Annotated in this window: 12 protein-coding genes; 9 read left to right on the top strand and 3 right to left on the bottom strand. The window is 73.4% G+C overall.

Going from position 1 to position 13,379, the window contains the following annotated elements; translation table 11 throughout:
* Nucleotides 1–30 precede the first annotated feature (30 nt).
* A complete protein-coding gene (locus AB0B86_RS22380) occupies nt 31–2,211 on the top strand; it encodes a UvrD-helicase domain-containing protein (RefSeq protein WP_357419746.1) in 2,181 nt (726 codons plus the stop codon).
* Between the two features lie 42 nt (nt 2,212–2,253).
* Here the strand turns inward: AB0B86_RS22380 and AB0B86_RS22375 are convergent, their stop codons facing one another.
* Together AB0B86_RS22375 and AB0B86_RS22370 are read right to left on the bottom strand one after the other, a co-directional pair.
* Nucleotides 2,254–2,919, bottom strand: a complete 666-nt coding sequence (locus AB0B86_RS22375; RefSeq protein WP_357419745.1) for a response regulator transcription factor — start codon at nt 2,917–2,919, stop codon at nt 2,254–2,256.
* Nucleotides 2,916–3,764 (bottom strand): histidine kinase, encoded by an 849-nt coding sequence (locus AB0B86_RS22370; protein ID WP_357408319.1) that lies wholly within the window; start codon nt 3,762–3,764, stop codon nt 2,916–2,918. The genes AB0B86_RS22375 and AB0B86_RS22370 overlap by 4 nt, the downstream gene beginning before the upstream one ends.
* 112 nt (nt 3,765–3,876) lie before the next feature.
* On the opposite strand from AB0B86_RS22370, the gene AB0B86_RS22365 reads away from it, so the two are divergent.
* The 7 genes from AB0B86_RS22365 to AB0B86_RS22335 all read left to right on the top strand — a co-directional run bounded on the left by AB0B86_RS22365 (nt 3,877) and on the right by AB0B86_RS22335 (nt 11,932).
* Nucleotides 3,877–4,590 carry an ATP-binding cassette domain-containing protein gene (locus tag AB0B86_RS22365; RefSeq protein ID WP_357419744.1) on the top strand — a complete coding sequence of 238 codons (714 nt, stop codon included), beginning with the start codon at nt 3,877–3,879 and terminating at the stop codon, nt 4,588–4,590.
* The gene (locus tag AB0B86_RS22360) at nt 4,587–5,336 is read left to right on the top strand and encodes a hypothetical protein (RefSeq protein WP_357419743.1); all 750 of its coding nucleotides are present in this window, start codon (nt 4,587–4,589) and stop codon (nt 5,334–5,336) included. Before AB0B86_RS22365 ends, AB0B86_RS22360 begins: the two co-directional genes overlap by 4 nt.
* Nucleotides 5,333–5,974, top strand: a complete 642-nt coding sequence (locus AB0B86_RS22355) for a hypothetical protein (protein ID WP_357419742.1) — start codon at nt 5,333–5,335, stop codon at nt 5,972–5,974. The genes AB0B86_RS22360 and AB0B86_RS22355 overlap by 4 nt, the downstream gene beginning before the upstream one ends.
* A gap of 66 nt (nt 5,975–6,040) precedes the next feature.
* A complete protein-coding gene (locus AB0B86_RS22350; protein WP_357419741.1) occupies nt 6,041–7,192 on the top strand; it encodes an AAA family ATPase in 1,152 nt (383 codons plus the stop codon).
* On the top strand, nt 7,189–7,599 hold the full coding sequence (locus AB0B86_RS22345; RefSeq protein WP_357419740.1) for a hypothetical protein: 411 nt from the start codon (nt 7,189–7,191) through the stop codon (nt 7,597–7,599). Before AB0B86_RS22350 ends, AB0B86_RS22345 begins: the two co-directional genes overlap by 4 nt.
* Nucleotides 7,596–9,251 (top strand): hypothetical protein, encoded by a 1,656-nt coding sequence (locus AB0B86_RS22340; protein WP_357419739.1) that lies wholly within the window; start codon nt 7,596–7,598, stop codon nt 9,249–9,251. Before AB0B86_RS22345 ends, AB0B86_RS22340 begins: the two co-directional genes overlap by 4 nt.
* Complete coding sequence (locus tag AB0B86_RS22335; protein WP_357419738.1) at nt 9,248–11,932, top strand: bpX6 domain-containing protein; 2,685 nt, start codon at nt 9,248–9,250, stop codon at nt 11,930–11,932. The genes AB0B86_RS22340 and AB0B86_RS22335 overlap by 4 nt, the downstream gene beginning before the upstream one ends.
* Here AB0B86_RS22335 and AB0B86_RS22330 read toward each other — a convergent pair.
* A complete protein-coding gene (locus AB0B86_RS22330; protein ID WP_357408335.1) occupies nt 11,929–12,525 on the bottom strand; it encodes an XRE family transcriptional regulator in 597 nt (198 codons plus the stop codon). The two genes, AB0B86_RS22335 and AB0B86_RS22330, sit on opposite strands and share 4 nt — an antisense overlap.
* A gap of 150 nt (nt 12,526–12,675) precedes the next feature.
* Between AB0B86_RS22330 and AB0B86_RS22325 the strand changes: the two genes are divergently transcribed.
* A complete protein-coding gene (locus AB0B86_RS22325) occupies nt 12,676–13,320 on the top strand; it encodes a methyltransferase domain-containing protein (RefSeq protein ID WP_357408336.1) in 645 nt (214 codons plus the stop codon).
* Nucleotides 13,321–13,379: the final 59 nt, after the last annotated feature.

Genomic DNA, 13,379 nt, shown 5'->3' with positions numbered 1-13,379 from the left:
CCCGGGGGACCACAAGCACGGGGATTGCGAATGCGACAGGATTCTGCTCTGCACGACGGCACTGCTGGCGTCAGCGAAGGAGCACCGGACGGCGAGCGCCCGACCGTTGTCGCAGAAGATGCCGCCCGCCAGTCCGCGGTCGCCGAGGAACAGGCGTTTCTCGACCTGGCCACGGCCCGCCGCGACAGGGTGGCCGACCACCTCCGAACGGAGCTCTCGGCAGTGGTCCTGGACCCGGTGGAGCAGGCCCGCCAGCGCATGCTCCGGCAGCAGTACGAGGAGCTGCGGCGAGCAACTGACGGGTTGGTCTTCGGCCGCCTCGACGGCCGCGACGGCACGGTGCGCCACATCGGCCGCATCGGTCTGCGCGACGACGACATGGACAGCGAGCCCCTGCTTCTGGACTGGCGTGCCGCCGCGGCTCGGCCGTTCTACACCGCGACGGCTGTCGACCCACAGGGTCAGGCCCGGCGCCGGCACATCCGCACCACCGGACCGACAGTCGTCGGCGTCGACGACGAGCCGCTGGACGGGGCCCTGTCGGCGCAACTCGTCGGCGAGGGCGCCCTGCTGGCCGCCCTCGACGAGCGACGCACCGGCCGCATGTCGACGGCCATCGCCACGCTGCAACGCGAGCAGGACGACATCATCCGGGCCGAGGCGACCGGCCCGCTGATCGTGCAGGGCGGCCCGGGCACCGGCAAGACGGTGGTCGCGTTGCACCGCGTCGCGTACCTGCTGTTCGCCCACCGGACGATGGCCGAGCAGGCGGTCCTGGTCCTCGGCCCCTCACCACGGTTCCTCCGGTACATCGCCCAGGTGTTGCCGGCGCTCGGTGAGACGGCAGTCGTCTCGGCGACGTGCGACACGCTGCTGCCGGGGGTCCGGGTGGGCCGCGACGAGAGCCGGCAACTCGCCGAGATCAAGGGTCGGGCCCTCTGGCAGACCGCGTTGGAAAGCTACGTCACCTCGCTGCTCCCCCGGCCCCGCGAGCTGAAGCTGCGCTGGGAGGGCGAGTTCTACGCCATCCCCGCCGCCCTGGTGGCACAGGCGCTCGCCTCGGCGGTGCAGGGACGGCCGTACCATCGGGCCCGCGCGGTCTTCGCCGAGCACCTGCACCACCTCCTCGCCGACGCAGTGGTCGAGCAGCGCGAGACGCTGATGGCCGAGATGGAGGAGGGCTTCGAGGACATCCTCGCCCGCGTCGACCGGGACCTCACGCGCGAGCAGCACGTCGGCAGGGCCCCCACCGGCAGTGACGTCGACGGCCTGCTCTCCGAGGAGGAGGTCGAGGACCTTCGTTCGCGGATCGCCGCGAGCGCCAGCATCGCCCGGTTCGTCGAGTCCTGGTGGCCCACCTTCGACGCGGAAACCCTGCTGGGCACCCTGCTGACCGACCACGCCCGGCTGGCCCGGTTCGCCCCGCTGCTGTCCCCGGCGGAGATCACCGCCGTCGCGGCCGAGCCCACAGCGTGGGCGTCGAGCGACATCGCCCTGCTCGACGCGCTCGCCGACCTGCTGGGCACTGACGAAGCCCCGCAACCACAGGGTGAGTTCGTCGCCGACCGCGCACGCCGCCAGCGCGGCTGGGTGTACGGACACGTTGTCATCGACGAGGCGCAGGAGCTCTCCGAGATGCAGTGGCAGATGGTCGTACGGCGCTGTCCCAGTCGCTCCATCACGGCGGTCGGCGACATCGACCAGGCCGAGGCGGCACACCGGCACCGCAGTTGGGCAGAGGCCGTGCAGGCGGTTTTCGGCGACCGGTGGACCGCTGCGGAGTTGACCATCTGCTACCGGACCCCGCGCGAGGTCATGGCCCTCACCGAACCGGTCCTGAAGAGAGCCGGCAGCCACAACGCGCCACCACGGGCGGTGCGCTCCACCGGCATCACCCCCTGGGAGCTCCGCGCCACAGCCGCCGAGCTCGCCGGCACCGCCGCCCAGGCGGTGCACGAGCTTCAGCAACGGTGGCGGGGCGGCACGGTCGGCGTCATCGCCCCCGCCGAGCGCGTCGGCGTGCTCCTGGCCGTGCTGAGCGACGTTCCGGTGCTCACCGCCACCCAGGCCAAGGGCCTGGAGTGGGACGCGACGCTCCTGGTCGACCCGCAGGGCATCGCGGCCGAACCGCGCGGCTGGAACGGCCTCTACGTCGCGCTCACCCGCTGCACCCAGGAACTGGGGCAGGTGATCCTCACCCCGGCGCGGTAGCTGACGGAGCACCCGGGCGAGCCGCGTGCGCCGTGGTCGGGTTCAGCGGCGTGGCCGGACCAGGCCGGCGTCGAACGCCGCGATCACGAGTTGCGCCCGGTCCCGCACGGCCAGCTTCGCCATCAGGTGCGTGATGTGCGTCTTCACCGTCTTCACCGAGATCACCAGCGCGGTGGCGATCTCGTCGTTGGACAGGCCTCCGCCGATCAGGGTGAGCACCTCCACCTCACGTCCGGTCAGCCGACGCAGTGCCGGTGTCGGCCGGTCCGGTCGCGGCGCCGTGACGTAGTGCGCGACGAGCCGGGTGAGGATCGACGGCGCGAACAGCGACTCGCCCCGGTGGGTGCGCCGGATCGCCTCGATCAACTCTTCGGGGCGGGCGTCCTTGAGCAGGAACCCCGACGCTCCCGCGTGCAACGCCTCGTAGACGTACTCGTCCAGCTCGAACATGCTCAGGACCAGGACGCGGGCGGTGGACAGGGCGGGGTCGGCGCAGATGCGCCGGGTGGCGGTGAGGCCGTCCAGGTGCGGCATCCGGACGTCCATCAGCACGACGTCGGGGCGGGCGGTACGGGCGCACGCCACGGCCCGCGCGCCGTCGCCCGCCTCGCCGACGACGGCCAGGTCCGGCTCGTTGTTGATGATCATGGCGAGGCTGTGTCGGAGCAGCGCCTGGTCATCCACCAACAGCACCCGGATGACGCTCACGCCGCCTCGTCCCGGATCCGCGCGGTGAGCCGGAAACCCGCGTCGACGCGCTCCGCCGACAGGGTGCCCCCGAGACTGCCGACCCGCTCCCGTAACCCGGCCAGCCCGTGTCCGGCGCCCGGTGACGCCCGCCACCCGTCGGCCGACGGGCCGGTGTCCGCCACCGTGACCACCACGTGGCTCCCGTCCCGGTACACGAGTACCCGCACGTCAGTCGGTCCCGCGTGCCGGGCGGCGTTGCTGAGCGCCTCCCGCACGGTCTGGCAGACGGCCACCTGCACGCCCTGCGACACCGCGCCGAGCGGTTCGACAGTCAGCCGGGCCCGGATCCCGGCCAGCGACGCCCCGTGCACGATGCCGGGCAGGTCGTCGAGGTTGTCCACCGGCGCACGGCGGCCGTCGGCGGCCGGCTCACGCAGGACGGTGAGCATGCGGCGCAGCTCGGCTGTCGCGTGCCGGCTGGCGTCCTCGATGTCGGTGAGCGCCGCCTGCACCTCGGTCGACTTGGGCAGGTGCCGGGTGGCCGCCGCGCGGACCGTGATCAGACCCAGGCCGTGCGAGACGATGTCGTGCAGGTCGCGGGCGATCCGTAGCCGCTCGGCGAGCACCGCCTCGGCGGCGGCCCAGGCGGTCAGCCGCGACTCGTAGGCGATGCGGTCGGCGCGGGACCGCCGCACCGCCCACACCGCTGTCGCGACAGCGCCGCCGACGATCAGCGGCGGCAGGATGAGCGCGAGCGGGCCCTGCGTGCCGACGGTGCACAGGGACATCACCAGCACGCTGACCACCACGGCGGCCACCGGCACGGTCCTGGACCGCCCGCAGGGGCGCGGGTGGGCGTTCATCAGCCCGACTGTAGTTCTCAGACCAGGGTCTGACGGTCCGTGGGCCGAGCCGGCCGGCGGGATCCGAGAACGGTCCGATGTGTGCCGGTCGGAGCACCTGTTGACTCGACGCATGATCACCATCGATCGCGTCAACAAGACCAGGAGCAGAACGCGGACCCTGTCCGACGTCACGTTCGAGGCCCGACCCGGCCGGGTCACCGGTTTCCTCGGGCCGAACGGCGCCGGCAAGACCTCGACGCTACGGATCCTGCTCGGCCTGGACCGCCCGCAGAGCGGAACCGCGTTGATCTGCGGACGCCCGTACCGGGAACTGGACCGCCCGCTGACGACAGTCGGTGCCCTCCTCGACGGCAGCGGGGCGCACCGGGCCCGCACCGCCCGCGCCCACCTGCGCTGGGTGGCCGCCAGCAACGGCCTGCCGGATTCACGCGCCGACGAGGTCCTCGAGGCCGTGGGCCTGACCGGCGACGCCCGCAAGCGCGCCGGCCGCTTCTCCCTCGGCATGAGCCGCCGGCTCGGGCTCGCCACCGCGCTGCTCGGTGATCCGGCGGTGCTGGTCCTGGACGAGCCGGTGAACGGGCTCGACCCGGCCGGAATCCGCTGGATACGCGGATTCCTGCGCGACAGTGCCGAGCAGGGCCGCACGGTGCTGCTCTCCAGCCATCTGATGGGCGAACTGGCGGAGATCGCCGACGACGTCGTCGTGATCCACAAGGGCCGGGTGGTGACCCACGGTGGACTCGCCGAGGTCACCGGCGCCCACCGCACCCTGGAGGACGCCTTCTTCGCACTGACCGCCACCGAGGCGGGTGGCCCGTGGTGAACCTGGTCCGCGCCGAACTACGCAAGCTGCTCGGCCTGCCCACCGCCTGGGTCGGTCTGGTGCTGGGCACGCTTGTCGCACCGGTGATCGTCCTACTCAACGCGCCGTACACCCGCCGCGCGATCGCCGACGGCACCCTCACCGACCTGTCCGACCTGGGTCTGCGTGACCTGGGGATCGGACTGATCGGTCCGATGGTCCTCGGTGTCATCGTGGTGAGCAGCGAGTACACGTCCACCGCCCGGGATGCCCCCGGCGCCCGCCAGCTCACCGCCACGCTCGTCGCGGTCCCGCACCGGCTGCGTCTGCTCGGGGCGAAGACCACCGCGCTGGTGCTTGTGGTCGCGGCACAGGCGGCTGTCACCACCGCCGCCACCCTGGCCCTCACCCAGCTGCTGCACGGCGCACACGCTCCCCTACCCGCCCCGGCGCGGATCGCCGCCGCGATCCTCTACTGGACGCTCACCGCACTGCTCGCGTACGCGATCACGCTGATCACCCGCAACGGCATCGTGCCGCTGACCCTGCTCATCATCAACAGCTCCGTGGTGTCCGTGTCGTACCTGCTGACAAAGGTCACCGACCTCGCCTCCTACCTGCCGGACATCGTCGGCGCGCAGATGTTCATCCGTGGCACCGACTTCCCCGTCGAGGTCCCCCCGGTGACCGCCGGCCTGGTGATGACGGCCTGGATCGTCGCGCTGCTCGCGGTCGGCGCCGTCCTGTTCCAGCGGCGCGACGCGTGAACACCGCCCGCGCCGAGCTGCGCAAACTGCTGACCCTGCCGTCGTTGCGCCGGACCGCGCTGCTGACCTGGGCCGCCACCGTCCTGCTGACGTACGCGTACGCGTCCGCCGAGTCCCACGGTGAGCCGCTCGGCGACGACGCCGCCCTGGCCCCGCTCGGCTACACCCAGGCCGGTTTCCTGGTGCTCGGCGTGCTGGCGGCCACGTCCGAGTACCAGGAGGGCGACCAGATCCGGACCACAGTGCTCGCGATGCCCCGTCGGTTGCCCCTACAGGTGGCGAAAGCCCTCGCGCTGGCCGCCCTGACCCTCCCGGTGGCCGCCGCGACGGCGGCGACCAGCACCCTGCCGGCCGACGGGGCGACCTGGACGCCCGCCGCGACCGCGTACCTGACGCTGACCACAGTGCTGGCGGCGGCGTTCGCCACCGTCGTCCGCAGCGCCGTGCCCGCCGCGATCCTGCTGCTCGGTCTGTACTTCGTCGCCGGCCCGCTGCTGCGGGCCGGGTCCACCGCAAGCGCCGCGTACCTGCCGGACACCGCCGTCCTCGACCCGGCGCACGGCGCCGTCGCCACGGTCGCGTGGACGTTCGCCGCCCTGACGCTTGCCGCACTGACGTTCCGCTACCGCGACGCGTGAGTCCCGCGGCTCGAACGGCATCACATGGGGAGGGCGGTGGACGTGCTGTTTTCGTAGACTTCGCCGGTGCAGACGATCTCCAGGCAGCTGGCTCCCCTGTCGACGGACGCGGCCGTCGTGCGGGAGGCCGTCGCGCGGGCCCGAACCGGTCTTGTCGGCCGGGAGGTGGTCGCCGAGGTGGTGGCGCTGAGCGCCGTCGCCGGCGAGCACGTGCTCGTCATCGGCGCACCCGGTACGGCCAAGTCGGAAGCGGTACGGCGCACCGCCGACCAGCTCGGCGGCCGGTACTTCGAGTACCTGCTCGGACGGTTCACCGAGCCGAGCGAGATCTTCGGCCCGGTCGACCTGCGCCGGCTGCGCGAGGGGACTGTGGAGTTCGAGACGGCGGGCATGCTGCCCGAAGCGGAGGTGGCCTTCCTCGACGAGGTCTTCCTCGGCTCGACGGCGGTGCTCAACACCCTGCTGGGAATCCTCAACGAGCGGGTGTTCCGACGGGGCTCGACCCTCCTGCCGTGCCCGCTGCGGGTCTGCGTGGGCGCCGCCAACAGTCTGCCCGATGATCCGGCGCTTGCCGCCTTCGCGGACCGGTTCCTGGCCCGCGTCTTCGTCACTCCGGTCCCGGACGCGCGACTTGACGAGCTGCTGGAGGTGGGCTGGCAGACGGGTGCCCAGCCGGCCGAGCCGCCCGGATCGCTGCTGGCGGCGGTGGACCGGCTGTCCCGGGCGGCCGGTGGCTGTGACCTCCAGGGAGTGCGCGGCCCACTGGCCACCGCGATCCGCCAACTGCGCCAGGCGGGCGTACCGCTCAGTGACCGCCGGGTGGTGCGCTCGCAGCGGCTGGTGGCCGCCGCGGCGGCCCTGGACGGACGCACCACGGCGAGCGCCGATGACCTCTGGGTGCTTCCGCTGATCGCGCCGACCCTGGACGCCCAGGCGTCGGCCCGGGAGGTGCTCTCCGACCTGCTGGCGCAGGGACGAAACGGCAGTCTGGTGTACGCGGCGCAGGAGTTCGCCAGGGGCCGGCAGGCCCAGGCGGCCCGGCTTGTCGACGCCGGCCGTCGACTGCTCGACGAGGTGGGCAGCGCGCCGCTGACGCAGGAGGACCGGCTGCGCCTGGAGGCGACACTGCGGGAGATCGACGCGGGGTTCGTGCTGGCCGATGCCCCGCCTGCGGTGCGGGACATCCGCGGCCTCCTGGTCGCCGCGATCAAGCGGTGAGCGCACCGCGGATGTCCCTGCGGTGGCGGCAGCGCGACGTCCCGCTGCCCGCCGCCGCCGTCGTCGCGGCCGACGCGGTGGTGCCCGAGTTACGCGCGGACACGCTGCTGCGGGTGGCCGCCGGGGCCCGCCTGCGCGCCTGCGCGGGCCGGCTGCAGCGCTGGTTGATCGTGCTCGGTGACCGGGCGGATCTGCCGTGGGCCGATGGCGCTGTCTACCTCGGCTGGGACTGCGGCGTGCTCGTTCCGACCCTCGCCCAGCCCTGGCCGTGCGCCGATCTGTTGCGCGAGCCGCTGCGCCACCTCACCGACGAGCGGGCCGGACTGATCGCCCTGTTGCCCGGGCTGGTCCTGGCCGGCCCGCTGCCGCGGGAGCCGGTCGATGCCCGATGGTTGGCGCCCGCATGAGCGACCACCGGACCCTCCCGACGTCGCTGGTGCCGTGGGCGTCGGCACTGTCGGCGCTGACGGGTGACGTCGCGCTCGCCATCGGTCCGCTGGTACGACGGATCGACGAACTGTTCGCCGGGGCGGAGGACAGCGGCACGGACGGCGGCCAACCCGACGGCTACGACGGACTGGCCCCGCGCGGCACCATCGAGCGGCTACTTCCCTCGCAGTTGCAGCTGTGGCAGGAACTACCTGACGAGTTCGTCCGCCGCGCCGCCGACGGGGAGCTGCTGTACCTGGCGCCGGCGACCCGGTCCCCGGCGGCCCGCGGCCGGGTGGTCGTCCTCGTGGACACCGGCCCGGGGCAGTTGGGCGCCGCCCGGCTGGTGCAGCTCGCCGCGCTCGTCGTGCTGCATCGCCGGGCCGCGGGCCAGGGGCGGTCGTTGGTGCTGGGCGTGCTTGGTGAACGACCGGGCGGCTGGCGCGACGGTGACCTGAGTAGACAGCTCGCCGGCTGGCTGGTCGCCCGCCGGACCACCGAACCGGACCCGTCGACCGTACGGGAGTGGACCGAGAAGCTGGACGCCGCCGATCAGGCCTGGGTGCTGACCGGACCACACCTCGCGAGCGAGCTGCCCGACCGGCACCGGGTGCTGGTGAGTCACGAGCAGGAGTGGGGTGTCGACGGCGCCAGCGTCGTACGGGCCCGCGTCGGCGACCGACACCTTGATCTCCCGTTGCCGCCTGGTGACATCGCGCTGCGGATCCTGCGCGGCACCGCGTTGCGGGCGGCCCCGGCCAGCACCGGCGCGGGGCCGTTGCGGGCACCGGTGTTCCCGAGCGGTGCGCCGTACCTGATCGCCCGCGGCGACGGACCGGCCGAGGTCGTCTCGGTGCGGGTGCCGACCGGCCGGCCGCGACGACATCACCTGCCCGGCCCGGCCGTGGCCGCCGCCCGGTTCGGTCGCCGACTCGTGATGGTGACCTGTGTCGACGAGACGTTGCGGCCGGTCGTGATCGGTAAACCGCTGGGCCAGACGCAGCATTTCGCGGTGCCGCTGGCCACCCTCGGACTGTCGGTCTCCGCTGTCGACGCGGCGACGACGGGACCGCTGTCGCCACTCTACTTTCAGGGCGGCAACCTGCTGTGCGAGTTCGGTGGCGGCTGGTGGAACCTGTCCGCCGGTTGCCCGCTGCCCGACGTCGTGACGGTCGCCCCCGGCCGGCAACCGGGCCAGCCGCGGCTGGCCCGGCGGGGAGATACCCGTATCTGGGGCACCGGTCTGCCCGACGCGGTGCGGATCCCCGCCACCGCCCGTGTGGTCCTCGGCGTCGGGGCGAGGACGGCCTGGTCGCTCGGGGACACCACCTGGCGCATCCACGGGGCGTCCGGGCTGGTGGGCGATGTGACGATCGACAGGGGTACGACGGTCATCGGTCTGGTCGACCTCGACGGCCCGCACCTGGTGACCCTGTCCGGCGGCGGGCTGATCGTCCGCCTGGTCTCGCCGGCCGGGACCCAGACACTGACCCGTTGGTCGGGCGGCGTGGGCGCGGCGGCGCTGCACCCGAACCAGCCGTGGCTGGCCGTGCCACGGCCGGGCGGGCTGATCGAGATCGCCGACCTGGCCGCGAACCAGGTTCTGGGCACGGTCCGGAGCAGCGGATGAGCGCATTCCGCGGCCAGTTACCGGCCCGCGCCCTGCTTGTCGACGTACCCCTGGTCGGGGAGGTCGAGGCACGCCGGCGGGTGGTCGAGACCTGGCAGTCGGGTGCGGCGCTGTTCGACCTGCCCACCGGGGCGTGGTTGTTGGAGTTCGACCAGGCCGTCGCGGTACGCGCGGAGCTGGCTGCCGGTCTCGTTCTCGTCGAGACCGGTGGCGTCCTGCACCCACACGGCACCTCGGTGGAGGGTGCCCAGCCCGGGGACGTGCTGGTTCCCACAGCGGGCACGACGACCCGGCTCAGCCGGGCGGCGCTGCCCCGCGTCGACCGGAGTTCGTGGCTCGACCTGACCGACCTGCGGATCGAGCCGCTCGCGGCACTTGACCGCGCGGTCGTCGCCGCGGCGACGCCGGCACCCTGGCAGCCACCCCCACCGGCACCTGACCTGCGGGCGGTGGCCGCTGTCGGGCCACCGCCGCGGCGGACCCGTCGGTTGCGGTCCGCCGCCACCCGATCGCGCCGGCGGCGCCGGCTCCCCGACACCCTCGTCGCGAAGATCGTCGCGGCCATCGTCGGGTACGGCCTCGCCGCGCTCGTCGCGGCACCGCACCCGACGCTTGTGCTCGCCCTCGGTACGGGCCTGTTCTGGGTCATCAACTCGATGCTCGCCCGGAGCACCGCAGGCGCGGCGGGTGGTGGCGGGCAGTCCGGTCGCGGGAGGTCGTCGGGGGGCTGGTGGGACGCGCTGCTCGCCCGGCTCGTGCGGGCGAGCAGCGCCGTCCGGCTGGCCCGCAACGCGCAGCACCGCTACGTCCGGCGACTCACCGCCGCGTTCGAGCGTCGGGACTGGGACCGTGCCCTGCGGGCGGCGATCGCGGTGGGTGGACCGGGTGGGCGTCCCACCCTTCGGCTCCCCCGGCCGCGCACCGGTGATCTGGTGCCGCACCCGCAGCTGCCGGGGGCAGCCGGGGTCCCGTTCGACGTCGGGGCCCAGCAACACCTACGGACGCTCTACCGGCGGGCGGCCACCGAGCTCGACCGGGCCGGCCGGGTCGCGGAATCCGCGTTCGTCCTCGCGGATCTGCTGGACCTGCCGGCCGAGGCGGTCGCGCTGCTGGAGCGACACCGCAGGTACCAGCTCGCCGCGACGCTCGCCGAGGGACGGGAACTCGATCCGGGCATGGCGGTGCGGCTGTGGTGGCGGGCCGGCGACCGGGACCGCGCGCTGCTCGTGGCGCGGACCCGGGGGGCATTCGCCGCCGCCGTCGAGCGCCTTGCCCGCGTCGACGCTGCGGCGGCCCGGCAGTTGCGTGCCGAGTGGGTACGCGCCCGGCAGGCCGCCGACGATCATCTCGGTGCCGTCGAGGCGGCCTGGCCCGACGACACGCTGCGTCCGCTTGTGGTGACGAACATCCAGGCCGGTATGGCGCTCGGCGGCCCCACCGCGGGTCACCTTCTCGCACACCTGGTCACCTGGCGCCCGAGCAGCACGAGCGTGAGCACCGCGATAGCCCTGCTCGACGGTCGCGACAAGGAGTTGGCGCCGGCCCAGCGCGGCTTCGTGGCGGCGCTCGCCGGGTTGCGCTGCACCGACCGGGCAACGGACCGGCGGCTGTGCACCGCCGCGCTGCGGCTCCTGGTCCGCGACCCGGCGGGTGGTCCCGGCCCGGACGCCGGCGAGCGCTGGCGGTTCGCCGGCCGGCTGCGGGACCGGGCCGACCGGCTGGCCGCCGCCGACCTGCCACCACTGCCCGCGAGCGGTATCGCCGGCCCGGACACCCCTGTCGACATCTCGGCGGCCGGCGAGCCCGGACAACTGCCGATCCACGACGCAGTGCTGCTCTCGGGCCGCGCCATCCTGACCGCGCACGGCGATTTCGGGGTACGCCTGATCGGCCTGGACGGCCAGACCCGGGCCAGCTGGGACGTGCCCGCACACCAGCTTGTCGTCGCCGATCACGGCGCGAACGTGCTGCTCGTCGCGCGGCGCGGCTCCGCCTGCACGGTCCGCGGCCTGGACCTGAGCACCCGCCGGCTGCGGCCGACCGTCGCGATCAGGGCGCACCGTGTGCTGCCCAGCTACGACGGCGCGTTGCTCACCGTGGTCGACGACGACGGCATCGCGTTCGTCGACCTGAGCGCCGACGTACCCCGCGTCGCGTGGCGCGAACTGGACTCCGACGTCGCGGTGCTCGACATCGCCCGGAGCCCGACCAGCCTCGCCGCACTGCTCCGGATCACCGGTCAACCGGGCTCCGACGCGGACCACACCGAGGTGTGGCGCTGGGACCTGCCCGGACTCATGCTGCGGACGCGCCGACCTGCCGAACTCGACGGCCTCGCCAGCGTCGTGCTGCTCGCCTCCTCGGCGCTGATCACCACCAGCCGAGACGAGGCCACCGACACGTACCGGGTGAAAGAAAACTACGCGGCGGCCCGAACGGTGGCGGCGGAGCCGACCCTGCTGACCGGCGGGACCATGTCCGCGGTGCGTATCGACCGGCCCACCGACACCACTGTGGAGATCGGCGGCAGCCACCTGCGCGTCGTGTTTCCGGCCGCCGCCGGGGCGATCGGCATGCGCCATCACGCCGACACCCTCACCGTGTGGGAGGAGAACGGCCGGCTGGTCGTGGTCGACCTCACCCGCCGTCAAGCCGTCGCCCGGCTGCGGACCCGTCTCTAACGGGCTTCGGGCCGCCGGGGTGCGGCCCGGACGTGCGCGCGTTCGCCCTGCTTGCCGACGAGGCTGAGGAACTCCACAGGACCCGAACCGGTGGCACCGAACCAGTGCGGGGTGCGGGTGTCGAACTCGGCAACCTCGCCCGGTTCGAGGATGAGGTCGTGCTCGCCGAGCACCAGGCGGAGTCGGCCGTTGAGGACGAAGGCCCAGTCGTAGCCCTCGTGGGTGCGCAGGTCGGGCTCGGCGTCGTCGCGGCCGGCGGGGAGGACGAACTTGTAGGCCTGGATGCCGCCGGGCCGGCGGGTCAACGGCAGGATCGTGGAACCGTCGCTGGTGGGCAGCGGACGCAGGTTGATCCGTGGGTCGCCGGTCGGTGGCGCGTCGACGAGTTCGTCGAGGGTGACCCCGTACGCGCGGGCCAGCGGCAGCAGCTGTTCGAGGGTGGGACGCCGGAGCCCGGACTCAAGCCGGGACAGGGTGCTCGTGGAGATGCCGGTCTCCCCGGCGAGGTCGGTCAGGGTGATGTCGCGCCGCTGCCGCAACTGCTTGAGCCGCGGCCCGACGGCGTCGAGGGTGCGGTCCGTTGCCTCGTCCATGGTGCCAGTTTGCCATTTGGCAAAGAACTTTGCGGTCGCGTCCACCGCTGGTCACTGTTGAACAGCCGGCTGCCCTCCGGGTAGCCATGATCGGCAGTGGCGGGCCGGGGGCGGCTGTGGCCGTGCCCCTGCCGACAAGGGAGGCGCTCGATGACGCACTCGTTCGACAGGGACTACTGGGACCAGATCTGGGACGGCGATCGGGCCACCGCCATGGCCACCAGCCAGCCCAACCCGCACCTGGTGCGGGAGGTCAGCGACCTGGCGCCCGGAACGGCCCTCGACGCGGGCTGCGGCGCCGGGGCCGAGGCCATCTGGCTCGCCACCGCTGGCTGGCAGGTCACCGCGGCGGACATCGCCAGCGCGGCGCTCGCCCACGCGGCCGAACGCGCCGCCGCCAGCGGCGTCGCGGATCGGGTGCGCTGGGTCCAGGCGGACCTGTCAACATGGCAGCCGGACGCACAGTACGACCTGGTCACCACCCACTACGCGCACCCCGCGATGGCACAGCTGGACTTCTACGACCGCATCGCGACCTGGGTCGCCCCCGCCGGCACCCTGCTCATCGTCGGGCACCTCCACCACCAGGACCACGCCCGCGCCACCGGGCATGGGCACGACGAGTCCGTGCCGCCCGCCGCAGCCTCGGTGACGGCCGCCGACATCACCGCACGCCTCGACCCGCTCCGCTGGGACGTCACTACCGCTCGGGAGTCACACCGGGCGCTGACCGGTCACGGTGGCCGAGCCGTCTCGATGCACGACGTGGTCGTCAGGGCCAGCCGCCGTTGCTGACCCGACCACCTGACGCCCAGTACCTGGGCGACGGACTCACCCGCACGGAAGAACACGAA

Origin of the sequence: Micromonospora sp. NPDC049047, from assembly GCF_040649135.1 — a bacterium.
Classification (GTDB): domain Bacteria; phylum Actinomycetota; class Actinomycetes; order Mycobacteriales; family Micromonosporaceae; genus Micromonospora.
This window is presented reverse-complemented; position numbering and strand designations above follow the sequence as displayed.

What these genes read in the sequence shown, in the direction of transcription:
- AB0B86_RS22335 (WP_357419738.1), top strand. Translation starts at nt 9,248, where the DNA reads ATGAGCGCATTCCGCGGCCAGTTACCGGCCCGCGCCCTGCTTGTCGAC.
- AB0B86_RS22330 (WP_357408335.1), bottom strand. Translation starts at nt 12,525, where the DNA reads ATGGACGAGGCAACGGACCGCACCCTCGACGCCGTCGGGCCGCGGCTC.
- AB0B86_RS22325 (WP_357408336.1), top strand. Translation starts at nt 12,676, where the DNA reads ATGACGCACTCGTTCGACAGGGACTACTGGGACCAGATCTGGGACGGC.
- AB0B86_RS22340 (WP_357419739.1), top strand. Translation starts at nt 7,596, where the DNA reads ATGAGCGACCACCGGACCCTCCCGACGTCGCTGGTGCCGTGGGCGTCG.
- AB0B86_RS22370 (WP_357408319.1), bottom strand. Translation starts at nt 3,764, where the DNA reads ATGAACGCCCACCCGCGCCCCTGCGGGCGGTCCAGGACCGTGCCGGTG.
- AB0B86_RS22365 (WP_357419744.1), top strand. Translation starts at nt 3,877, where the DNA reads ATGATCACCATCGATCGCGTCAACAAGACCAGGAGCAGAACGCGGACC.
- AB0B86_RS22380 (WP_357419746.1), top strand. Translation starts at nt 31, where the DNA reads ATGCGACAGGATTCTGCTCTGCACGACGGCACTGCTGGCGTCAGCGAA.